Raw genomic sequence first — 22,353 nt, 5'->3', positions numbered from 1 at the left:
TCTCTGCAGGCGGGGCGGCGGGCGCCCCTCGGCTATCGGATGTGGGACGAATCCCGTCCCGTTCAAGGTGAAGACTACAGGGCGGGCACAAGCGCGTGAAGCGCCTGCCGCATCAGGCTTTCGGGAACCGGCGTCAGGCGTGGCCCGTCGGTCCACACCAGCGCGGCCTCGACCGTCCGCTCGGGATACAGCCGCCGCAGCACGGCCCAGTAGATCGCCAACTGGCGCACATAGGCCGGATCGGCGTCCTCGACGCGGTCCGGCGCCGGGCGGTTGGTCTTGAAATCGATCACCAGCACCCGCCGGGGCGTCACCACCAGCCGGTCCAGCCGTGCCGACACCACCACGCCCGCGGGCAGCTCCGGCGCCGAACCGGACAGCGCCACCTCCGCCCGGGAGGCCGGGCCGAATACCTCGGCGAAGCGGGCATCGTCCAGGACCCCCAGCGCCGCCGCGGCCATCTCGGCCTTCTGCGCCGCCTCCAGATCGGGCTCCCCCGCCAGCAGGGCGACTGCCGCCGCGCCCCGCCGATCGGGCGCCACGTCGGGCAACCGCTCCAGCAGGCGGTGTATCAGCTCCCCGCGCCGCCAGCGGCCCAGCCCGCCGCCGACCCACGACAGGGGCGACGGCGCGGGCGTGCGCGCGGCGTCCTCCATCCGGCCCGGGGCCATGCGACGCTCCGGCGCCTCGGCCCGAGGCGCGGTGGTCAGCCAGGCCGGCGGCGGCGGGACGGCGACGGCTGGCGCGGCGGTCCGCGCCATGGCCACCGGATCAGCGCCGTACCGCCGGGCCTCGCCCGTGGCGGTCTTCACCTCGCGCACCCCCTCCAGCCGCTCGAAGGCGGACAGGATCGGCGCCCACCACGCCTTCAGATTCTCCAGCTTGCGGTTGGAGGCGTAGCGTCCCGTGACGATCAGCCGGTCCCGCGCCCGGGTCAGGCCCACGTAGAGCAGCCGCAGCGACTCCTCCTCGCCCCGCCGCTTGCGCGCGTCCCGCGCCATTTGCGACGCGGCGCAGTCCTCGCCGGACGAGCCGCACCACAGGAAGGCGCCGCCTTCCGTCTCCAGCAGGGCGTCGCCCCGGGGCTCCTCGAAGATCACGTCGGGCAGGATCACCACCGGCGCCTCCAGCCCCTTGGACGAATGCGCTGTCATCACCCGCACCTCGCCGCGCGGCTCATCCATCTCGCGCTTGATGGTCTGGTCCAGCGAGGCCAGCAGGTGGCAGAACCGTTCCAGATCGGCCGGACCTCGCCCCTCCGCCGCGCGCGCCTGATCAAGGAAGGCGTCCATGGCGTCGGCCGCCTCGGATCCCAGCCGGGTCAGGAACCGCTGCCGCACGCTCAGGCCCCGCCCGTCCAGCCGGTTCAGCAGGCGGCCGTAAAGGTCGAACGGCGTCATGACGCGCGCCGCCTCGCGGAAATCGGCGATCAGGTCCCGCGCCTCCGCCAGCGTCGGATCCTGCCCGGCCCGCGCGTTCAGCACGCCCCACAGCGAGCCCTCGCGGCCATGAGCCAGTTCGAACAGCGCCTCTTCCGACAGGTCGCACAGGGGCGAACGCAACACCCCCGCCAGCGTCAGATCGTCGGCGGGCTGCAGGGCCACCCGCCCCAGCGCCAGCAGGTCCTGGAACACCGGATGGGCCGACAGGGTCAGCCGATCGGCTCCCGCTACCGGCACGCCCCGCTGCTTCAGCGCCCGCAGCACCTCCTCGAACATGGGTCCGCGTTTGCGCACCAGAATGAGCACATCGCCCCAGTCCATCGGGCGGAGGCCGGCCTTCTTGTCGTGCACCGCGTGCCCGGCCTCCACTGAGGTCCTGATCTCGTCGGCGATGCGCTCGGCCACCCGGCGGCGCGCGCCCCGCGCGGTCGAGGCGTCCAGCGGTTCGTCCCAGGCGCGGCGCTCTTCGTCGGTCTCGTCCTGCAGCGGCGGCCACAGGTCGATGGTCCCCGCCAGCCCGTCGGCGCGCGCGGCCTGATGCCGGATCAGGGCGGCGGCGTCCTCGCCCGCCTCGCCCCGGCCGGGGCTGAGGGCGCGGGCCAGGGCCGGCTCGGCGAACACCGCGTCCACGGCGGCCAGCACCTCGGCGGTGGAGCGCCAGGACTGCAGCAGCTCCACCCCCTGAAACACCCCGCCCACGCCGGTGATAGCCCGGTCATAGTCCTGCGCCTCGGCCGCCAGTCGCTCGGGCGCGGCCCCCTGGAACGAGAAGATCGACTGCTTTTCGTCGCCCACCACGAAGACGGTGCGCGCTGTCCCGTCCCGCGATCCGGCCCCGGTGAAGAACTCGGCGGTCAGGGCGCGCACGATGCTCCATTGCTCGGGCGAGGTGTCCTGCGCTTCGTCCACCAGCACGTGATCGACGCCGCCGTCCAGCTTGTAGAGCACCCAGGCCGCGCCCGGCCCGTCGGTCAGCAGATGCCGCGCCCGCTGGATCAGGTCTGCGAAGTCCAGCGCACCGGTCGTGGCCTTGGCCGTCTCATAGGACCGGCCATAGGCATAGGCCAGCACCAGCGCGGAGACCGTGTCCAGCGCCACCCTGGCCGCCCGGGCCCGCTCGAAATGCTGGGCCAGCCGCGCCTGCTCGCGCGCCAGCCAGTCCAGGGTCGCCGGGTCCACCGCCTTGGTGCCCAGCCGCTTGCGAGGCTCGCCCGTGCCGGTGAAGAAGATCTCGCGCGCCGCATCGACCGGCGCCTCGCCGGCCAGCACCGCCTCGGCCACCGCCTGAAGCTTCAGCCCCATGGGCTGGTCGCCCTTTTCGCCGCCCCGCGCGCAAGCCGCCGCCGCGTCCAGCCAGGCCGCCGCGTCGAAGTCCGGCGCCGTCACCGCCGCGTGCTCCGCCGCCTCCGGCTCGGTCCATCCCTCCAGCCCCACCGAGGCCGCCACCCGGTCCTGAAGGGTCGCCGCCCCGCCGTCCTCGGCCACATAGGCGGTCAGCTCGGCCCGCTTGGACTCGAACCGGTCGAACATGGCCTCGAAATCGGGCTGGGAAAGCTTTCCCGCCATGTGCAGATAGGCGCCCGCCAGCCCCGCAATGTCGTCGGCCAGCGCCACCCGGTCGCGGGCACGGCGGCGGATGTCGGCGGCCTCGGCCTCGTCGATGACGCGGAACAGGGGCGAGACCTCCGCCTCCACCGGAAAGCGCCGCAGCAGCTGCTCGCAGAAGGCGTGGATGGTCTGGATCTTCAGCCCGCCCGGCGTCTCCAGCGCCCTTGCGAACAGGGCGCGGGCCCGCGAAAGGTCATGGGCGTCGAAGCTGTCGGCCGCGCGCTCCTCCAGCTCGGCCAGCTGGTCCCTCAGCCGCGCGTCGCCGGCCACCGCCCAGTCGCCCAGCCGCTCGTACAGACGCCGCTGCATCTCCGCCGCCGCCGCCTTGGTGAAGGTCAGGCACAGGATCGCGCCGGGCGCCGACCCGGCCAGCAGCAGCCGCGCCACCCGGTTGACCAGGGTCGTGGTCTTGCCCGACCCGGCGTTGGCCATGACGAAGGCGTTGACCGCCGGATCGGCGGCGATGGCCTGGGGGGAGCGCGTCATCCCTCATCCTCCGCCGCCGTGGACCATTCGGCCACCCGGGCCAGATGGTCATAGTCCGACACCCGCGCCTGGGCGAACTGGGGCGCGATGCGCGAGCGGTAGGGCTGGCTCGGGCTGGCGTACTGCCGGATGCGTTGCCTCAGCCCCTCCACCGCCTCATCGGCCAGGGCGGGGGCCCCCGCCTCGCCGTTGCGATCCATGATCTCGCCCGCCGGGTCTCGCCCGGTCAGGCGCACATACAGAAGGTCGTCCGGCTCGGCCTTCAGCACGGCCCCGAACCCGCCCTCGCGAGCGATGGCGGCGGTCAGGGACAGCTGGGCGTTGAAACCGCTCTCAACCTGTTTCTTCGACGGCGGCGCGCCGGTCTTGTAGTCCATCACCGACAGGCGGCCCTCGGCCACCTCCATGCGGTCGGCCCGGGCGGTCAGCAGGAAGCCCTCGATGGGCGACCACTCGCCGTAGGCCTCCAACGCCACATGGGGCCGCCCGGCCCGGCGGTCGCGCTCGAACCCGGTCACCCAGTCCGCCATGCGCGCGCCCAGTGCCCGTTCGCGGGCCAGTGCCGCCGGGGTCATGCCCGCCGCCTCCAGCTCGTCCAGATAGCGCGTCAGGAACCGGTCCTGCGCCCCGGTCTCACCCAACGTCTCCCACTCGCGGGCGAATACCTCCAGCGCACTGTGGATGGCCGTGCCGCGCAGGCGGGCGTCCACCCGCTCGTCGGGGCGCTCCATCTGGTGCAGGTTCAGCACGAAGCGGGCGTAGGTGGCGTAGGGATCGCGCACCCATTCCTCCACCCGCGTCACCGACATCTTGTCAGGGCGCGCCGCGACGGGCGGCGTCGGGGCGGGGCGCTGGGCGGGCTTCAGGGTCTGCGGCGGATCGGCGTCGGGCGCGTCCAGCCGCCGGGCCAGATCATGCAGGTCCGGCCGCTGCGGCAGGCGCGGCGCCTCCGGGAACGCCCCGCGCACCAGCGTCTCGAGCCGCCACAGCCAGCGCGACTTCACCGACGGCTGATTGTCCCGCCGCTCCGTGTGCAACAGATAGACCTCCGGCGCGCAGGCGATCTGGGCGAAGTCGTGGGCCGACAGGCCGATGCGGCGCTCGGGCGGCGGCAGGCCCAGGGTCTTGCGCATGGGCCGGGAGAGGAACGGATCCGTCCCCCCGCCGCGCGGCCACACCCCCTCCTCCAGCCCCGCCAGAATGACCCGGTCGGCCCGGACCAGCCGCGCCTCGATGGCGCCCAGAATTCTCAGACGCAGATGCGCGTCGCCGCCCGTGCGCACCACCTCCGCGCCCATCAGCCGGCCCAGCAGTTCCGCAAAGGCGGAGGCGTTCAGCACGCCCGCCTCCGCGCCCTCGGTCATCAGGGCCGCCATCAGCCGCGCCGCGCTGGCCCCGTCCGGCCCACGCCAGATCTCAACGCCTTCGCCCAGCGCCTCCGCCGCCTCGCAGATCACCCGCGCCCAGTCGGCGGGCGGTGCCTCGTCCATGCCGGTCAGAGCCGACAGCACGCCCTCCAGCCGGTCCACCAGACCGTGGCCCGTGTCGATGCGCGCCTGATCTTCATCCTTGCGGCGCTTGCCGGCCCGATATCGGTTGGTCTCCAGCCGCCGTCGCACCGCGTCCCAGTCGGCGGGCCCCGCCCCACGCAGACCCTCGCGCTCCAGCGCCTCGATCTCGTCCGCCCCGGCCAGCGTCGTCCACGAATGCTTCAGAATGGCCAGCAGCGGGACCGCCCCGAAGGCCTTGGCCAGCTGCGCCAGCTGGGCCAGCCGCACGCCCGCCGGCGTTTCCGACAAAGGCGAACCCGCCGAGGAGTCGGCCTTCAGCCCCCACCGCCCCAACCGCGCCTGAACCCTTCGGGCGAACAGCGGATCGGGCGTCACCAGCGCAACGGTCTGCCCGGGTTTCTCCACCCCCTCCCGCATCAGCACCGCGGCCAGCGCGGCGGCGGCCTCCTCGGTGCGGGCGGTGACGGCGGTCAGGCCTTCCAGCCCCTCGGCGATGGGATCGCCGCCGCCCTCGCGCATTTCTGTGATGGCTTTCGTCCAGTCGGCGGTGGACTTCGGCGGCTTCAGCGCCTCGGCGATCAGTCGACGCCGCGCCCGGCCCAGACGCGCGCTCTCTCCCGCGTCCCGCGCGGGCCAGGCCCGTACCTCGGTCCGGTCAATGCCGTGCCGCCCGATCAGGCGTTTCAGCGCCCCCTGCGGATGCTGCTCGCCGTCGTCGTCTGCGATCTGGTCCCACGCCGTTTGCGACAGGTCCCGGTCCAGTCCCGGCAGCACCACACAGCCCGAGGGCGCGCGCGCCACCGCCCCCAGCACCGTCGCCGCCGCGGGCACCGTGCCCGTTGATCCCGCCGCGATCACCGGGAAGGTCGGCGGCCTTTCATCCCACGCCTCGGCCAGCCGCTTCAGCAGCGTCACCCGCCGCGCTGCCGGATCGCTCAGGCCCAGTTCGTCCAGCCGCCGGGGCCATGCCTCCACCGCCACAGCCAGGAAGGCGGCGGTAGAGCGCCAGTGCTCGGCCAGATCCGCATGGACCAGATCGGCGACCCGGGCCGGATCGGCCACCTCCTCGATCTGGCAGGAGTCCAGGAACGCCGCCAGCGCCTCGGCCATCTCCAGCGCGCGCAAAGGCTCGACCGCCCCCCCGTGGTGAGCGGCCACCAGTTGCGCCAACTCGAACCGGCGCTTCAGCGGCGAGATGGCGGGCTTCAGGTCCAGCTCCAGCTCGCCCGGCGCGAATGGTGGCTCGTCCTCCTCCAGATCGCCCAAGGGGCGCACCTGGGGCAGCAGCACGGGACGGTCGCCCGACAGCAGGGTCAGAGCTTCGGTGAAGGCCCGTGCCGCGCGCCGGTTGGGCAGCAGGATGACCGCATCGCTCAGGGTCTCGGGTGCGTCCTCGCCCAGCCAGTCCAGCACTCCCGCCGCCAGATCCTCCAGAAACGGCCGGTGCGCCTCGATGGACCACCAGCGCGGCCCGGCGCCCGCAAACGGATCGAACCGGCTCATGGGTTCGTCAGCCGGGCCTCGGCCTCGTCGCGGGCCCCGGGGTCACCGACGTGCATCCACTCCCCGTCCAGCACACAGCCGAACAGCCGCCCCTCGGCCGCCGACCGCCGCCACAGCCCGCTCAGCGAAAAGGCTCCGTCGGGCCCTCCGGCGACATAGCCGGGCCGACAGATGTGCACCCCCATATAGGCAAGGGGGGCCTCGGCCGCCTCGCCCCGGAAGGTCAGCTGGCCTTCCTCGCCGAGGAAGAAATCCCCGCCGCCCTCAAAGCCGATCGCCCCCTCGCGCCGCGCCAGCAGCAGGGCTGCGTCCATACGCTCCGGGTCCCACAGGGCCGCAAGCTCCGCCAGCGCATCGCCCCGGTCGGTCCAGACGCTGTCGATATTGGCGACGAACACCGCGTCATCGCCCAGAAGGGGGATGGCTTTCTTCAGACCGCCCCCGGTCTCCAGCAGTTCGGCCCGCTCGTCGGAAATGACGATCTCCGGCCCGCGCCCCCGCGCCGCCAGATGGGCCTCCAGCCGGTCTGCGAACCAGTGCACATTGACCACCGCCCGGATCACTCCGGCCCCACCCAACCGGTCCAGCACATGGTCGATCAGGGCCCGACCGCCCACCTCGACCAGCGCCTTGGGCCGGTCATCGGTAAGGGGCCGCATCCGCGTGCCCAGCCCTGCCGCCAGCACCATGGCTGTGGTCGGAACCGTCATCCGCGCATCTCCTTCGGAACATGACGGTCGAACCAACTCCTGACCTGCGACAGTTCCGGACGTTTCAGGTTTTGTTCCAGATGGCCCCACATGCGGGGCATGAACTGGCGATAACGCGGCTTGCCGTCCCGCGCGATCAGCCGGGCAAACACCCCCAGAATCCGCGCCTCGTTCAGCGCAGCCAGCGCGGCATAGTCGCGGCGGTATTCCTCGCGGTCGACCTGCATGATGTCGAAATAGTAGTCGAGCGCGACCGCCTCCAACTCCGGCGGCACATCGCGGCGGGCGTCCTGCAGCAGGGAGTGCAGGTCCCAGACCGGGTGGGCCAGCACCGCATCCTGAAAGTCGATCAGGCCGACGCGGCGATGGCCGCTACGGTCCGGCAGCCAAAGCAGGTTTTCGGCATGATAGTCGCGATGTGCCATCACCCAGGCCCTGGCCTCGCCCATGGCCACAACCGGTGCCCAGGCGGCCTGCCATTCGTCCCGCGCCGCCGGACCGAACTCCAGCCCTTGGTACAGTTTCGGCATCCACTCGACGAACAGGTCGGCACCCCCCTGAAGGGCTATGGCGTCATAGGTCAGCAGCGGCCAGTCGCCCCCCAGGCCGGGCATGACCTCGGGCAGCAGGCCGGTCAGGTGCAGCCGCGCAATGGCCTCGACGGCAGCCAGATACAGCGGCGCCTGCGGCTCGCCGTCCTCGATCACCCGGGCGAACAGGTCGTCGCCGAAATCCTCGATCACCGCCAGGCCGTTCGGCGCATCGACCGCCACGATCTCGGGCGCCGACAGACCCGCATAGCGCAGGTGTGCGGCGACAGCGGCAAAGGCCTCGATCCGTCCGGCCGACAGCCGCGCCACGGCGTTCCAGCCGGCCGCATGACGCTGTGCCGCCGTCCACGACGGGTCACAGGGCAGGGACTCGGTCGCTGGCGGCTGATCCATCAGCATCAGGGTCGAACCTGCAGGCGTGGTCAGCCGCTCATAGCGCCGGGTCGAGGCGTCGCCGGGCAGGGGATCGCGCCGGGCCTCGGCCAGCCCCGCTCCGGCGAGGAAATCGGCGATCAAGGCATTCCGCTCAGACATGCAGTTCCTTCAGCTTTCCGGCCCAGACCCCATAGCCCGTCAGGTGCGCCCGGCGGCCCGCGCCGTCGGCCTCCAGCGTGACCGACAGCCGGTCCGGGCTCAAGGCCTCGGCGCCGCCTGTCCCCAGACGTTCGGGCCATTCGATCAGCACGGCGCCGTCGTCGATCGCCTCATACAGGCCGATCTCGTCGATCTCACGCGGATCCTCCAGTCGGTAGAGGTCGAAATGGGCCACGGGCGGCGTGCTTTCATAGAACTGCACCAGGGTGAAGGTCGGGCTCGGTACATCCTCGTCGGGCCGGGTCAGGGCCCGGATCAGCCCCCGTGCCAGAGTCGACTTGCCCATGCCCAGATCGCCGCTCAGCAGCAGGGCCTCGCCCGCCGCCACATGCTGCGCCAGCGCCGCACCCAGCCGGGTCGTCGCCACCTCGTCGGCCAAAGGGATCTCGCGCACTTCAGGCAAAGGGGGCATCCGGCTGGCCGGGCAGGACCCGCTCGACATAGGCCTTCAGCGCATAGGTGGCGCGCGCCGCATCGGTGTCCAGTCGCCCGGCAGGGATGGTCGGCCCGACCGTCAGGCGGAACGTGCCCCCGGCCTTGTTCAGCATCTCGTGAAACAGGGTGATGTCGCGCAGCTCGGGCGAGATGCGGGAAAAGAGGTGGAACAGCCGCGAATAGGGCCCCGCCATATGGATCGGCACCACCGGCGCCCCGTATTTTCGCGCCAGACTGACGGCGGTCGGGGGCCATTCGGGGTCGGTCAGGCTGCCGTCTTTTGCGATGCGCGCCAGCCGCCCGGCTGGGAACAGCACCACGGGCCGCTCGGCCTCGAACGCGGCGCGGGCGGCCTCCAGCGTGGCGCGGGTCTTTTCACGGGTGCGCTTGGACGTCACCCATTCGACCGGAATGACCACCTCCCCCAGTCGCGGCGCGACCCGCAACGCATCGGCATTGGCGAAGAAGATCGCATCCGGTCGCCGCGCGCGGATGGCGTCATAGGCCGCGATGCCGTCGGCAATCCCGGTCGGATGGTTGCTGATGATCACACAGCGGCCGCTTTCCGGAATCCGGTCGGCGTTCATCACCTTGACGTCCAGCGCCAGCAGTTTCGAGACGTAATCCAGTGCCTCGGCCCCGCCCATCGGCGCCACCGCATCGGCCATCCGGCGCGCCTTGCCATAGCCCAGCAGGGCATAGAGAAACGGCCGGATCACCGGCCAGCCGACCGAGCCCGTCAGCCGCGGCGCGCGCTCGGCGATCAGCACATCGCAGATATGTCGGGAATCGGGGGCCACCGTCATGATCCGGTTGTCGCCGCTCCCGCGCGGTCGGGCAAGCGCGGTGTGCGAGCAGGCTTTGCCGGAGCCGCCCGGCGGTGCTACGCCTGCGTTCCTACGTTCTGGCAAGCCCAAGAGGTCCGGCGCATGCGATCCCTCCCGACATCCCTGATCCGCTCCACGGCGGCTGCAGCCGTTCTGGCGATCAGTCTGATCGCCGCCCCGACGGCCACCGCCCAGGACACGGGGGCAGAGCCCTTCACCTACGACATCATGCTGGGCCTCAACCGCCTGTCGGACCCGCAGGTCTCGCCCGACGGTCATTGGGTCACCTATCAGGTGCGCGAGGTCGATCCCGTCATGGGCGGCGGCGGCACCACCCTGTGGCTTCAGGACCTGACCGGCGACGCCAAGGCCCGCCCCCTGTTCCCGAATGGCGAAAAGGGCAACACCGTCCGCTGGGCCCCTGACGGCGGCACCCTCTATTTCCTGTCGTCGCGCTCGGGCTCGAACCAGATCTGGGCCACCGACACCGAGGGCACCGAACAGGTCCAGGTCACCGACCTGCCGTTCGACGTTCAGGGCTACAAGATCTCGCCGGACGGCGAGCGACTGGTCGTGGCGCTGGCCGTCTATCCGGACTGCGAGACGCTCGCCTGTTCAGTCGAGCGGTCAGAGGCCGAGGCCGCCCGCAGCAGCACCGGCCGCGTCTATGACCGCATGTTCGTGCGCCACTGGGACACCTGGAAGGACGGCACCCAGAACCATCTGTTCGTCGTCTCGCTGGGCGCCGATGGCCGGGCCGAGGGCAACCCGGTCTGGGTCACGCGCGGCTTTGACGGGGACACCCCCTCCAAGCCGTTCGGCGGCGAGGACGATTTCGCCTTCACGCCGGACAGCGAGGCGATCGTCTTTTCGGCCCGCGAGGCCGGCACGACCGAGCCGTGGAGCACCGATTTCGACCTGTGGCTGACCGATGGCCTCAGCGACAGCGGCGACTTCACCAATCTGACCGACAGCAACCCCGCCTGGGATGCCGGTCCGGTGTTCTCGCCCGACGGTCGCACCCTGGCCTATCGCGCCATGTCCCGCCCGGGCTTCGAGGCCGACAAATTCGCCATCATGCTGCGCGACATGGAAACCGGTCAGGTCCGCCAGATCGCCGCCAACTGGGACCGCTCGGCCAGCAGCCTGGCCTGGGGCCCCGACGGCAACACCCTCTATGTCACCGCCCAGGACACCGGCCACTATCGGATGTTCGCGGTCGATACCCGTAATGGTGCGGTCATCCCCTTCACCGGCGAGGGGTCGGTTGCCTCCAGCAGCCTGACACCCTCGGGCATCGTCTATTCGCTGGCCGCGCTGGATCAGCCGGGCGACCTCTGGTTCAAGACGTACAGGGGCCGCGAAATGCCGCGACGCCTGACCGAGGTGAATCCCGTCGTGGGTGAGCTGGCCTTTGGTGAGGCCGAGCAGTTCACCTTTGAGGGCTGGAACGACGAGACCGTCCACGCCTGGGTGATCAAGCCCGCCAACTATGTCGAGGGCGAAAAATACCCCGTCGCCTTCCTGATCCACGGCGGGCCGCAGGGCACCTTCAGCAACAACTGGTCGTGGCGCTGGAACCCCCAGACCTATGCGGGCGCCGGCTATGCGGTGGTGATGATCGATTTCCACGGCTCGGTCGGCTACGGCCAGGCCTTCACCGACTCGATCAGCCAGCACTGGGGCGATCGCCCGCTGGAAGACCTGCAAAAGGGCTGGGCCCACGCGCTGGACACCTATGACTTCCTCGACGGCGACCGGGCCTGCGCGCTCGGGGCCTCCTACGGCGGCTATATGGTCAACTGGATCGCGGGCAACTGGCCGAATGCCTTTAAATGCATGGTCAACCACGACGGCGTCTTCGACACCTTCAGCATGGGCTTTGCCACCGAAGAGCTGTGGTTCACCGAGTGGGAAAACGGCGGCACCCCGTGGGAGAACCCGCGCGGCTATCAGGAATTCAACCCGGCCAACCATGTCGACAAGTGGAACACGCCGATGCTGGTCATCCATGGCGAGCAGGACTTCCGCATCCCGACCTCGCAAAGCCTGTCGGCCTTTACCGCCCTGCAGCGCCAGGGCATCGAAAGCCGCCTGCTGATCTTCCCGGACGAGAACCACTGGGTCCTCAAGCCCCAGAACAGCCTGCAATGGCACAATGAGGTGTTCGGCTGGCTGGACAAACACATCGGCGAATAAGCGATCGCTGCAGGGCGTGAAAAAGGGGACGCCGGATCAAACCGGCGTCCCCTTCGTCATGTCAGGGGGTGAAGAGTCTAGCGGCGCAGGTCGGCGCGCTGTTCGCTGATCCGCTCATAGCGGGCGTATTCGCGCTCGGTCATGCAGCGCGGGGCCTCCCAACGCTCACCGGCATCGCGCGCCGCCAGCAGGTCTCGGGCCGAAACGAACACCGGACGCTCGCCATATTCGCGCTCGAAACTGGCGCGGGTGGCGGAATCCTCGGCACAGATCATCACGGCCTGGGCAGGCGCGCGCTGGGTCTTCGGATCGACCGAAGCCGAGGCGGGGACGGCCGCCGCAAGGGCCAGACCGGCAGCAAGGGACAGGGACAGGGCAGTACGGATCATGGGCGTGGGCCTCCAGCAAAAAGGGGACGCTCTCAGACGTCTTCCCGCACAGAATGCGCCGATTGATCTCAATGTAAATATTATATGACAGTTTGTGACAGAAAAAATGACATGTCCTTGGTATACGGCCTATTCTTCTGGCCCTTCCGCGCTTCCTCCCGTCATCCTCGGGCTTGACCCGAGGATCGGTGTCACCCGCGACGGCTGACGACGTGCCAGAACCGATCCTCCGATCAAGTCGGAGGATGACGAGGGGCTGAGGGCAGCAACCATCATGCCCGCCGCCCGAAACGCCAACCGTTTCAATACCCGTGCCGTTTGCCGCACCGTTCTTCCCGCGCGGGTCGTCGCCTCACCCATACTGTCCGGTTGCCACAACCCGGCTGATGGAGGCGCGCATTTCAGACCATTCAGACTATTCAGACGGTGTTTTTTCCCCACCCGCTCCCGGCGCTCCCCCACCCCGGGCAGCCAAATCGGCCGTTCGCGCGTATCTAGGGTCCCATGACGCTGATCCCGAGTTCCCCTATGACCCGCCGCGCTACCCTGGCGACCCTGCTGGGCGGGCTGGCTGTCGCCTGTTCGCCGCTGGGCCTGCTCAACAAGCTCGGCCCCCGCGATCCGGGTGCCCGACGCGTCGCCCGCGACCAGCCTTACGGCGACGACCCGCGCCAGAGGATGGACATCTATGCCCCGACCGGCGCCTCGCCCGCCGCGACGGTGCCGACGCTGGTCTTCTTCTACGGCGGCGGCTGGGATTCGGGATCGCGCGAGGTCTACGGCTGGGCGGCTCAGGCGCTGGCGGCCAAGGGTTTCGTCGTTGCCCTGCCTGACTACCGGCTGGTGCCCGAGGTTCATTTCCCCGGCTTCATCGAGGATGCCGCGCTGGCCACGGCCGTGGCGGCCGAGCTCGCGCGGGACCTCGGCGGGGACCCCGACCGGCTGGGCGTGCTCGGCCATTCGGCGGGTGCGCATCTGGCCCTGATGATCGCCCTGGACCGACGCTATATGGCCGCCGTCGACCGGCCCCGACTGATCAAGGCGGCGGCCGGGCTGGCGGGCCCCTACGAATTCCTGCCGTTCGACGTGAAGGCCTCGGTCAATGCCTTTGGTCGCGCGCCCGACCCCACCCTGACCCAGCCGATCACCTTCGCGCGGGCGGATGCCCCGCCCCTGTGGCTGGGCCACGGCACCGCTGACGAGGTGGTCCATGCCGAGGACACCCGCCTGCTGTGCGAGCGGATGGACGCGGTTGGCGGCACCTGCACCGCCCGCTTCTATGAGGGGCTGAACCACGCCGATCTGGTCGCGACCTTCGCGCCCCTGTTCCGCAAGAAGGCCCCCGTGCTGGCCGAGGTCTCTGACTTTTTCCACCGGACCTTGGATCGCCCGGCCTGAGCGCGCACAGTGCGGCCACGCTTGAAGGAGGATCCGTGATGCTGCGCCGTCTTGCTGTTGCCCTGGCCCTGACGCTGGTCACCGCCGCCCCGGTCTACGCCCAGACCGCCGTCGACCGGGCCGAGGCGGACTATCTGGCCGCAACGCCTCTGCCGGTCGACGCCCGCGATGCGGCCCGCGAGTGGCGCCTGTGGTGGCAGGAGACGGACCCCGCCGAACGCCCGGCCAGGGAGACGGAACGGATCGCCGAGCTGGAGCGCGCCACCGCCCGGGATCGCCAGTTAGCGGGCCACATCACCGACTTCGACTCCCTGGCCACCGCCTGCCCGCCGCTCGGGCCTGACGCCTGCCGGGTCGAGGCCGCCGGTGTGGTCTTGCTGCCGGCTGACGCGGAGACAGGAACGCCTGCCCGCAGCCTCTATTGGCAACAGCTCCGGACCGGCGGCCAATGGGATATGCCTCTGGCGGCCGTCGTCCTCTACACGCCGATGGCGGACGGGCGTCTCGAGGCCCGCAGCTGGGTGCAGACCGCGATCGTCCACGAGCCGCCGGTCCTGATCGAGGGGTATGACGACCTCTATGTCGCCATCCCCGGCTATCATGACGGCACCGGGCGCATGAATGCCGACGTCCTGTTCCGCTGGGTTCTCGACGCCGAGCACCCCTTCACCCAGATCGACGTGACCTCGTGGAAAGCCGACCTGGCCGACCAGCTGCCGCCCGGCCTCGCGGTGTGGAAGGGTGTCGGCTATCGCTGGCCCGCCCTGATGGCCGAGACCAGCCTGTGGCAGGACAATGACGCCAACTGCTGCCCGACCGGCGGCGACGCCTGGGTGTCGCTGGCGATCGAGGGGGACCGGCTGGTGGTCGAGCACCTGCAGGTCAATGATCCGCTCATTACCGCCGCCACGACCATTCCGGCCGACATCCTGGGCTGGGCCGGTCGCCGGCTGGGTTGCGACCACTGGAGCGGCGAGGACGCCTATGACGCCGAGCGCGGCGCCCAGATCGAGGCGGCCGTCGCCGAGTTGAAATGCGACAGCCTCGAGGCTGACGAGGCGGCGCTGGTCGCCCACTATGCCGGCGACGCGGTGTCTCTGGCCCTGATCGAACGGGTCCGCGGCACGGATTAGCGGCCCCGTCTCGCCAAGGTCATACTGTTCCGCTAGAGGAGGCCATGACAGAGCAAATGACCCCCGACGCGGTAATCGACCGCCTTGAATCCCTTTACGTCAAATCCGTCGACACCCTGCGCCAGGCGGTGCGGGACTTCGTCGACCACGGCGCCCGGCCCGATGCCGCCGCCCGTGCCGATGGCTTGTTCGCCTATCCCGAACTGCGCATCCGCTGGCACGGTGACCGGCCCCAGGACCTTCAGCCCCGCGCCTATGCCCGGCTGTCGAAGCAGGGCACCTATGCCACCACCGTCACCCGCCCCGACCTGTTCCGCAGCTATCTGAAGGAACAGCTGACCCTGCTGGCCGACGAATATGACGCGACCTTCGAGGTCGGCCTGTCGCGTCAGGAAATCCCCTTCCCCTATGTGCTGGACGGGGCCGAGGTGGCGCTGGACCGGTCAATGACGGCGGCGTTGGCCCGCTGGTTCCCGACGACCGAGCTGGCCCATATCGGCGATGAGATTCCGGACGGCCTGTTCGACACCTCAGGCGACTTTCCGCTGTCGCATTTCGACGGCCTTCGGACCGACTTCTCGCTGGCCCGGCTCAAGCACTACACCGGCACGCCGGTCGATGACGTCCAGTCCTATGTGCTGTTCACCAACTACAATCGCTATGTCGACGAATTCGTCAGCTGGGCCATCGGTGAGCTGAAACGCCCCGGCAGCCCCTATGAAACCCTGTCCTGCGCCGGCGGGGTGCTGATCACGCGCGACACCCCCGATCCCGAGGCCGCGATCAGCGACACGGCCTGGAAGAAGCACCAGATGCCCGCCTATCACCTGACGGCGCCGGGCGCGAAAGGCATCACCCTGGTCAACATCGGCGTGGGCCCCTCGAACGCCAAGACCATCACCGACCATCTGGCCGTGACCCGACCCCACGTTTGGCTGATGATCGGTCACTGTGGCGGCCTGCGCGCCAGCCAGTCGATCGGCGACTATGTGCTGGCCCACGCCTATCTCCGCGATGACCATGTGCTGGATGCGGTGCTGCCGCCGGACATCCCCATCCCCTCGATCGCCGAGGTCCAGCGCGCCCTCTATGACGCCACCAAGTCCGTCAGCGGAATGCCCGGCGATCAGGTCAAGCTGCGCCTTCGGACCGGGACCGTGGTGACCACCGACGACCGGAACTGGGAGCTGCGCTACACCCGCTCGGCCCTGCGCTTCAACCAGAGCCGGGCGGTCGCCATCGACATGGAATCGGCGACCATCGCGGCCCAGGGCTATCGCTTCCGGGTGCCCTACGGGACCCTGCTGTGCGTCTCGGACAAACCGCTGCACGGCGAGATCAAGCTGCCGGGACAGGCCAACCGCTTCTACGAAGGCTCGATCTCGGAGCACCTGCAGATCGGCATCCAGACCGTCGACCTGCTGCGCGAAGAGGGCGAGCGCCTTCACTCCCGCAAGCTGCGCGCCTTCGACGAGCCGCCGTTCCGCTAGGGCGCGGGTTTGCGCATCAGCTGCAGGGCGAAGCCGGTATAGGGTCGGGCAAAGGTCAGGAAGGACCGGACCCGGTCGGCCGTCGCCTCGATGTGGGGGCGCTCGATCCGGCCGGGATGGGCGGCGATCCAGTCGCGCGCCGCCCGGTCCATGGTGGCGACATAGGCGTCCCAGGTCGCATCGTCGGCCACGTGGATGTCCAGCACCTCCAGCCCGGCGGCCCCGGCTGCCGTGGTCCAGTCGGCCAGCGGCGTGCAGGCATTGGTCAGGGCCATGACCCGGGCCAGCGGCTCGGGCGGGCTCTCGGTCCAGTACAGGTCGCCCCAGACCAGCAGGCCTCCGGGCGCCAGATGGCCTGCCAGCGTGCGGAAGGCGGCGTCAGGATCGCGGTGCTCCTCGCCCACAGGATCGGTGGCGCCAACGCACAGGATGAGATCCTGGGGCGGCAGATCCTCCAGCAGGGTCAGCGACCGCATCCGGCTGAGCGTCACCCGGTCGGCGACCCCCGCCGCATGGATGCGCGACTGGGCCAGCGCCGCCACCGCCATATCGACCTCGACCGCGTCGACCACCATGGCAAAGTCGCGGGCCAGACTGATGGCAAGCGCCGCATTGCCCGCCCCGATCTCCAGCGCCCGGCCGCCCGGCTTCGGACCAGCCTGCGCCAGAAATGTCCGGAAGGTCTCCAGCGTCAGGGCGTTGCAGACCTCAAGGGCCTCATAGGCCAGTCGGTGGAAATTCATGCGCATGGCCCAGCCGTAACGCCATGGCTTGGCAAGGCCACAAGAAAGCACTTTACAACGCAAAGTATATGGGGCAATCAAGGGTCACACACGGGGCGCAGTGCCCCCGCTGACTGGAGGGAAGGGCCAATGCCCCATCACGACACCACGTCCCCGCAAGACGACATCGCCTACATCCGCGCCCTGGCCGAGGAAGGGCGCAACACCCCTGTCCTTGGCGGGGGCGTTCTGATTGTTGCCGGCACGGTCTTCGGGATCGCCTCCCTGATCCATTACGGAATCGACAGCGGTCTGATCGCCGCCGAACCGGTCGTCTACAACTACGTCTGGCTCGGCGCCCTCGTGCTGTTCTTCATCGGTCTGATTGGTCTCAAATCGAAGATCCGCAGCAAACCCGGAGCGCGTTCGGCGGTCAACCGGGCCGTCGGCGCCGGATGGATGGGGGTCGGCCTCGGCATCTTCACGATGGCGCTGTCGATGGCGATCCTGTCCTACAAGCTGCAGAGCGAGGTGCCGGTCTTTCTGTTTCCGTCGCTGATCTTCGCCCTCTACGGTGCGGGCTGGGCAGTGTCGGCGACCATGTCCGGACAGAAGTGGCAGTGGTGGCTGGCTATCGGTGGCTGGGTCGGCGCGCCAGCCATCGCCTCGCTCATCGGTACGCCGGTGCTGTGGCTGGGCTATGCCGCCGGACTGGTGTTGCTGGCCCTGATCCCCGGCCTGATCCTGGTGCGTCAGGAACCGGCCGAGGTGATCTGATGGAGCCATCGTTTGACATCAATGAGATCGATGACGTCATCCACGGCCGGGTGCGGCTGGGCATCATGGCCTATCTGTCCAGCGCGGGCATGGCGGATTTCAGCGATCTCAAGGCCCGGCTGAAGACCACGGACGGCAATCTGTCGGTGCATCTGCGCAAGCTGGAAGAGGCAGGCTTCGTCGAGATCACCAAGCGGTTCCAGGGTCGCAAGCCTTTGACCGAGGCGCAGTTGACCGACGCCGGCCGGACCGCCTTCATGGCCTATCTGGATACGCTGTCGGCCCTGATTCCGCCCCGCTGACCCGCCAGACGAAGGGTCACGGTGGCACGCCCGCCCGACTACGCTATGAGGGGGCATGAGCGAGCGACTGAGACGTTTTGAGGCGATCGACAACTTCCGCGACTTCGGTGACTACGCCGGGGTCGCGGGTCGGCATGTGCGGCCCGGGCGGCTGTTCCGCAGCGCCCATCAGGCCCGGGCGACCGAGGCGGATCTTGTGGCGCTGGCAGAGCTCGACCTCGGGGTGGTGGTCGACCTGCGCCGTCCCGGCGAGCGACGCGGCCAGCCCAGCCGCAGGCCCGCAGGCTTTGCCGCCAGGCTGATCGAGAGCGCCCACGACGACGGGGGCGAAGCGCCCCATATGACCTTCCTGAAGACGGCCGATCTGACCGAGGAGTCGGGCCGGGCCTTCATGACCGACACCTATCGCCGCCTGCCGTTCGAGGCGTCTCACATCGACCTGTTCCGCCGCTATTTCGAAGCGCTGGCCGAAAGCGACCGGCCGGTGCTGATCCACTGCGCGGCGGGCAAGGACCGGACGGGGCTGCTGGCGGCCCTGACCCACCATCTGCTGGGCGTCGGTCACGATGACCTGATGGCCGACTATCTGCTGACCAATACGGCGGTCGATCTTGAGGGGCAGGCCGGCTTCATCGCCGAACGGCTGAAGACTATGACGGGGCGTACAGCGTCGCATGCGGCGGTCGTGGCCTTTCTGGGGGTGGCGCCCGAGTTCCTGGACGCGGCCATCTCTGAGATGACGACGGCCCATGGCTCGGTCGACGAGTATCTGGCCGAGGCCTTGGGCATCGATACCGCCCGGCGCGACCGGATTGTGGAGCGGCTGTCGGCATGATCCGGCCTTACGCGGCGCGGCGGGAACGCGCCCTGCCGTGGCGCGATCCGTTGGAGATTCTGCAGGCCATCGGTGCGCGGGACGGTGCGCTGGGCCTGTTCAGCGGAACGGCTGGACGGGTGCTGATCGCCGCTGATCCGGATGCCATCCGTCAGATCGACGGGGATGCGGCGCAGGTCACGGCCCTGCTGGATGATCCCGCTTGGGCCGAAGGGGCGGTGCAGCTGTTGGCCTATGATGGCGGGGCCCGGCCCGCGGCGGGGCTGAGGCCGAAGGTCTGGCCCGACCTGATGGCGGCCCGCTATCCGGCCTGGCTGGTGTTCGAGACCGCGACCCGGACCCTGACGGCGGTCGGGCGAGGTGAGGATGCCGTTGAGGCTGAGCAGGCGCTCGATCTGGCCGAGGACTGGTCGCAGGCGGCGAGCGCGCGGGGCGCCATTGAGGGCCCTCTGTCCGCGACCTTTAACGCCGAGGCCGATGAGACGGCTTATCGCACCGCGGTGGCCGATGTTGTGGCGCGCATCGCGGCGGGCGAGCTGTTTCAGGCCAATATCGCCCGGGCATGGAGCGGAAAGTTGACGTGGGAAGCGGATCCGCTGGACGTCTTCCTGCGTCTGGTCCGCGACAGTCCGGCACCCTATGCGGCCTTCTGGCGGCGGGGGGAGCGGGCGCTGGTGTCCAACTCGCCGGAGCTGTTCCTGACGCTGGAACCGGGCGGACGGATCGAGACGCGACCGATCAAGGGCACTCGCCCGCGTCGCACCGACCCGGTCGCAGACCAGGCCGAGGTCGAGGCCCTGCTGGCGTCGGCCAAGGACCGGGCCGAGAATCTGATGATCGTCGACCTGATGCGGAACGACCTGTCGCGGGTCTGTGTGCCCTCTTCGGTCCGGGTCGAGCGCCTGTTTCACCCGGAGTCCTATGCCAATGTGCATCATCTGGTCTCGACCATCAGCGGCCGGCTGAGACCGGGGCAGGGCGTGGGACAGGTGATGGCCGCGACCTTTCCGCCGGGGTCCATCACAGGGGCGCCCAAGCATCAGGCCATGAAGGTGATTGCCGGGCATGAGCCGCCGCGCGGGCCGTGGTGCGGTAGCCTGCTGCTGCGGGAGGGGGAGGGGCGGATGACCGCCTCGGTCCTCATTCGCACCCTCGCCTTCGAGCAGCGGGAAGAGCGCTGGCACTGGCGGACGCAGGCAGGGGCGGGCATCGTCGCCGACAGCGATCCGGCGGCGGAATCCGCCGAGGTCCTGTCCAAAATCTCGGCGATCAGACGGGCCCTGATGGAATCCTAGGGCACCAGCGCCACGCGCTCGACCGTGCGCGGCCGCAGATAGAAGGTGTGCGAAAAGGTGGTGATCCCCGGCATCATATAGTCGACCGGGGAGTCGTAGTCGTAGAGCGACTCGGACACCACGACGCTCTCGCCGATCGCGATCAGGCCAGCGGGCACGGTGATGGTGCTGCCGGTGGTCCGGGCGGTCATGCCGCTGCCCCGGCTCCAGTCGATGCGCACCGTGCTGTCATCAATCCGTCGGGCGCTGGACACCCTGAGGCTCATGCCGGTGGCGGTGAAGGGCGCCATGATCAGCTCACCGACTTCAAAGATGTCGTCGATCTCGCCGGGCGTGATCCGCTCGCGCTGGGCGATCAGGTCGGCGACCATGGCGGCGGAATGGCTGGCGCGTTTCTGGGCCATATAGCCCTGACAGAATTCGGCCAGGCCGAAGTAGAAGAAGATCATCACCGGGGCCAGCATGGCGAATTCGACCGCGGACACGCCGCGTCGGTCGGATCCCAGTCGTTGCCAGGGGCGCCTGGGGATGCCGCGTCCGCTCATCGCCAGGGCTCGTTGCGGAAGGCGGTGGTGGCCGTCAGGATCGCCTTGCCGTCACCCATTCGCGCCAGCCCCTGTTCCAGGAAGGGGGTGAACAGGGTGTGCCGGTACCATGCGCGGACCAGCATCAGACTGCCCGGGTCGCCGCCGTCATAGCCGAGGCCGGCCTCGCTGAAGCTGCTACCGGCGGTCGGATCGGGCGGATTGGGATTGGTGAACTGGGGGATTTCGCGCACATCGACCGTAACCTTGGCCATGCAGTCGCTGGAGAAGATGCTCATCCGGCCGCACATGGAGGTTTTGAACTGGGTGGCATTGAAGCCCTGACTTTCGGCCTGGCCGGTGCGCACCAGACGGCCGGTCTCAATGACGGCATTCTCGAGGACGGAATCGAGCACGAAGACGAACGCCAGTTCCAGAACGGCGAACATCATGAAGAAGAAGGGCATGGCGACCATGGCGAACTCGACCGCGGTCGAGCCCCGACGCGCCGCGAGAAAGCGGTCAAGGGCCGTTCGCGATCGGGCCGCCCGGAGCATATTACGGCGTGCCGTCCGAACGCAGGCTGGGCGAGCAGGTGGTACCGCACGCCATTTCGGTCACCTGACCGCCGCGCCAGACCCGGACCTGACCGGAGTCTCCGGCGCTGACCACGATCTGGCTCTGGAAGACGGTGCGACCGATGCTGTCGACGGCGACGATCTGGGTCACGCCATAACCCTTGCCGGTGACGAACAGGGTGTTGGCATCGACGACGGTCACGTCGGCGATTTGCGGATTGCCAACGATTACGGAGCCGGCGGGGGCGCGCAGCTGGATGCGGGCGGTCTGGTCGATGTCGACCCGCAGCGGGTCCTGGGCCAGGGCCGGTGCGGCAATGGCCGAGGCCGCGAGGGCGGCGGCGGCGAACATCAGGGAGCGGGGCATGTAGCGAGCCATGGGGCGGTCTGCCTTCCAATATCATCAGCGCGCCCGCGTCAGGCGCGCGCGAGGCCCAAGGGACCACTGAATCCTCAAGAAAGGCTGAAAGCCTGCAAAAACGGCCATGTTAGAGTAAATATCCCGGTAACCATGAATAATCCAAGCAAAGCTGTTCACTTTACTTGTCCTTAAGCGGTGCCGTGCATGATGAGCATGTAGGGGGTCAAGCGGGCAAAACCGACGACCCTGATGGTGCAATCGTTAGCTCGCTCAAGGAAAAGGACTATCACATGACCAAGTTCATCTCGCGTTTCGCTCAAGACGAATCCGGCGCCACGGCCATCGAGTACGGCCTGATTGCCGCCCTGATCGCCGTCGTCATCATCTCGGCCGTGACCGCGCTCGGCACGACCATCAAGACCAAGTTCAATGCCGTTGTGACCGGCATGGGCGGCACCGCCGGCGCGTAACTGCCGACACGTCTTGAAAACCGAACGGGGGCCGGAGCGGAGACGCTTCGGCCCCTTGTCGTTGCGGCACGACTGTGCCCCCGTCCGTGTTTGCGGCGGGTTGGAGGGCAGGCGGAGCGCCGGGCCTTCGCCCGGAGTGAATGAGTATTACCGTTTCGACGAAAGCTGACGCTCCGCGCGGTGGTTTTCCGGAAGCTTGCGTCGGGTGGCCGT

At 69.2% G+C, this 22,353-nt stretch carries 20 protein-coding genes; 9 read left to right on the top strand and 11 right to left on the bottom strand.

All coding sequences use genetic code 11. From position 1 onward, the window contains the following. Positions 1-74: 74 nt before the first annotated feature. Genes addA through B4K74_RS10735 form a run of 6 tightly spaced genes read right to left on the bottom strand, consistent with a single transcriptional unit; the run spans position 75 to position 9,646 of the window. Entirely contained in the window at positions 75-3,536 is a 3,462-nt protein-coding gene (gene addA, locus B4K74_RS10760) for a double-strand break repair helicase AddA (protein WP_286692922.1), read from the bottom strand. Beyond that, a complete protein-coding gene (addB, locus tag B4K74_RS10755) occupies positions 3,533-6,550 on the bottom strand; it encodes a double-strand break repair protein AddB (RefSeq protein WP_286692921.1) in 3,018 nt (1,005 codons plus the stop codon). Before addB ends, addA begins: the two co-directional genes overlap by 4 nt. After that, a complete protein-coding gene (gene murU / locus B4K74_RS10750; RefSeq protein ID WP_286692920.1) occupies positions 6,547-7,260 on the bottom strand; it encodes an N-acetylmuramate alpha-1-phosphate uridylyltransferase MurU in 714 nt (237 codons plus the stop codon). Before murU ends, addB begins: the two co-directional genes overlap by 4 nt. Continuing rightward, on the bottom strand, positions 7,257-8,345 hold the full coding sequence (amgK, locus tag B4K74_RS10745) for an N-acetylmuramate/N-acetylglucosamine kinase AmgK (protein ID WP_286692919.1): 1,089 nt from the start codon (positions 8,343-8,345) through the stop codon (positions 7,257-7,259). The genes murU and amgK overlap by 4 nt, the downstream gene beginning before the upstream one ends. Next, complete coding sequence (gene tsaE / locus B4K74_RS10740; RefSeq protein WP_286692970.1) at positions 8,338-8,799, bottom strand: tRNA (adenosine(37)-N6)-threonylcarbamoyltransferase complex ATPase subunit type 1 TsaE; 462 nt, start codon at positions 8,797-8,799, stop codon at positions 8,338-8,340. Before tsaE ends, amgK begins: the two co-directional genes overlap by 8 nt. 1 nt (position 8,800) lies before the next feature. Then, a complete protein-coding gene (locus tag B4K74_RS10735; RefSeq protein WP_286692918.1) occupies positions 8,801-9,646 on the bottom strand; it encodes a GNAT family N-acetyltransferase in 846 nt (281 codons plus the stop codon). Positions 9,647-9,769: 123 nt separating this feature from the next. On the opposite strand from B4K74_RS10735, the gene B4K74_RS10730 reads away from it, so the two are divergent. Then, positions 9,770-11,866 carry an alpha/beta hydrolase family protein gene (locus B4K74_RS10730; protein WP_286692917.1) on the top strand — a complete coding sequence of 699 codons (2,097 nt, stop codon included), beginning with the start codon at positions 9,770-9,772 and terminating at the stop codon, positions 11,864-11,866. 77 nt (positions 11,867-11,943) lie between these two features. Here the strand turns inward: B4K74_RS10730 and B4K74_RS10725 are convergent, their stop codons facing one another. Beyond that, entirely contained in the window at positions 11,944-12,255 is a 312-nt protein-coding gene (locus B4K74_RS10725) for a hypothetical protein (RefSeq protein WP_286692916.1), read from the bottom strand. A 528-nt stretch (positions 12,256-12,783) separates the two neighbouring features. On the opposite strand from B4K74_RS10725, the gene B4K74_RS10720 reads away from it, so the two are divergent. The 3 genes from B4K74_RS10720 to B4K74_RS10710 are packed head-to-tail and all read left to right on the top strand — an operon-like array spanning position 12,784 to position 16,276. Continuing rightward, positions 12,784-13,653: an alpha/beta hydrolase gene (locus B4K74_RS10720; RefSeq protein ID WP_286692915.1), complete on the top strand. Its 870-nt coding sequence runs from the start codon at positions 12,784-12,786 to the stop codon at positions 13,651-13,653. Positions 13,654-13,691: 38 nt separating this feature from the next. Continuing rightward, positions 13,692-14,786, top strand: a complete 1,095-nt coding sequence (locus B4K74_RS10715) for a hypothetical protein (RefSeq protein ID WP_286692914.1) — start codon at positions 13,692-13,694, stop codon at positions 14,784-14,786. A gap of 44 nt (positions 14,787-14,830) precedes the next feature. Beyond that, entirely contained in the window at positions 14,831-16,276 is a 1,446-nt protein-coding gene (locus B4K74_RS10710; RefSeq protein ID WP_286692913.1) for an AMP nucleosidase, read from the top strand. Here the strand turns inward: B4K74_RS10710 and B4K74_RS10705 are convergent. Beyond that, on the bottom strand, positions 16,273-17,019 hold the full coding sequence (locus B4K74_RS10705; RefSeq protein WP_286692912.1) for an SAM-dependent methyltransferase: 747 nt from the start codon (positions 17,017-17,019) through the stop codon (positions 16,273-16,275). The genes B4K74_RS10710 and B4K74_RS10705 overlap by 4 nt on opposite strands. A gap of 129 nt (positions 17,020-17,148) precedes the next feature. On the opposite strand from B4K74_RS10705, the gene B4K74_RS10700 reads away from it, so the two are divergent. Genes B4K74_RS10700 through B4K74_RS10685 form a run of 4 tightly spaced genes read left to right on the top strand, consistent with a single transcriptional unit; the run spans position 17,149 to position 20,207 of the window. After that, the gene (locus tag B4K74_RS10700; protein WP_123288014.1) at positions 17,149-17,775 is read left to right on the top strand and encodes a hypothetical protein; all 627 of its coding nucleotides are present in this window, start codon (positions 17,149-17,151) and stop codon (positions 17,773-17,775) included. After that, positions 17,775-18,077, top strand: a complete 303-nt coding sequence (locus B4K74_RS10695; protein ID WP_123288015.1) for a winged helix-turn-helix domain-containing protein — start codon at positions 17,775-17,777, stop codon at positions 18,075-18,077. Before B4K74_RS10700 ends, B4K74_RS10695 begins: the two co-directional genes overlap by 1 nt. 55 nt (positions 18,078-18,132) lie before the next feature. Further along, positions 18,133-18,912: a tyrosine-protein phosphatase gene (locus B4K74_RS10690; protein WP_286692911.1), complete on the top strand. Its 780-nt coding sequence runs from the start codon at positions 18,133-18,135 to the stop codon at positions 18,910-18,912. Beyond that, the gene (locus tag B4K74_RS10685) at positions 18,909-20,207 is read left to right on the top strand and encodes an anthranilate synthase component I family protein (RefSeq protein WP_286692910.1); all 1,299 of its coding nucleotides are present in this window, start codon (positions 18,909-18,911) and stop codon (positions 20,205-20,207) included. The genes B4K74_RS10690 and B4K74_RS10685 overlap by 4 nt, the downstream gene beginning before the upstream one ends. On the opposite strand, the gene B4K74_RS10680 is transcribed toward B4K74_RS10685, so the two are convergent. Genes B4K74_RS10680 through B4K74_RS10670 form a run of 3 tightly spaced genes read right to left on the bottom strand, consistent with a single transcriptional unit; the run spans position 20,204 to position 21,676 of the window. Further along, entirely contained in the window at positions 20,204-20,692 is a 489-nt protein-coding gene (locus B4K74_RS10680; RefSeq protein ID WP_241153206.1) for a TadE family protein, read from the bottom strand. The genes B4K74_RS10685 and B4K74_RS10680 overlap by 4 nt on opposite strands. Before the next feature lie 56 nt (positions 20,693-20,748). Next, on the bottom strand, positions 20,749-21,288 hold the full coding sequence (locus tag B4K74_RS10675) for a TadE/TadG family type IV pilus assembly protein (RefSeq protein ID WP_123288019.1): 540 nt from the start codon (positions 21,286-21,288) through the stop codon (positions 20,749-20,751). A gap of 1 nt (position 21,289) precedes the next feature. After that, the gene (locus B4K74_RS10670) at positions 21,290-21,676 is read right to left on the bottom strand and encodes a pilus assembly protein N-terminal domain-containing protein (RefSeq protein WP_123288083.1); all 387 of its coding nucleotides are present in this window, start codon (positions 21,674-21,676) and stop codon (positions 21,290-21,292) included. Positions 21,677-21,960: 284 nt separating this feature from the next. Between B4K74_RS10670 and B4K74_RS10665 the strand changes: the two genes are divergently transcribed. Beyond that, the gene (locus B4K74_RS10665) at positions 21,961-22,140 is read left to right on the top strand and encodes a Flp family type IVb pilin (RefSeq protein ID WP_123288020.1); all 180 of its coding nucleotides are present in this window, start codon (positions 21,961-21,963) and stop codon (positions 22,138-22,140) included. The last annotated feature ends 213 nt before the right edge of the window (positions 22,141-22,353 follow it).

It is taken from the genome of Brevundimonas sp. UBA2503 (genome assembly GCF_002341485.1).
Classification (GTDB): domain Bacteria; phylum Pseudomonadota; class Alphaproteobacteria; order Caulobacterales; family Caulobacteraceae; genus Brevundimonas; species Brevundimonas halotolerans.
Note: the sequence above shows the minus strand (reverse complement) of the source record. Positions and strands in the feature narration are given on the sequence as shown.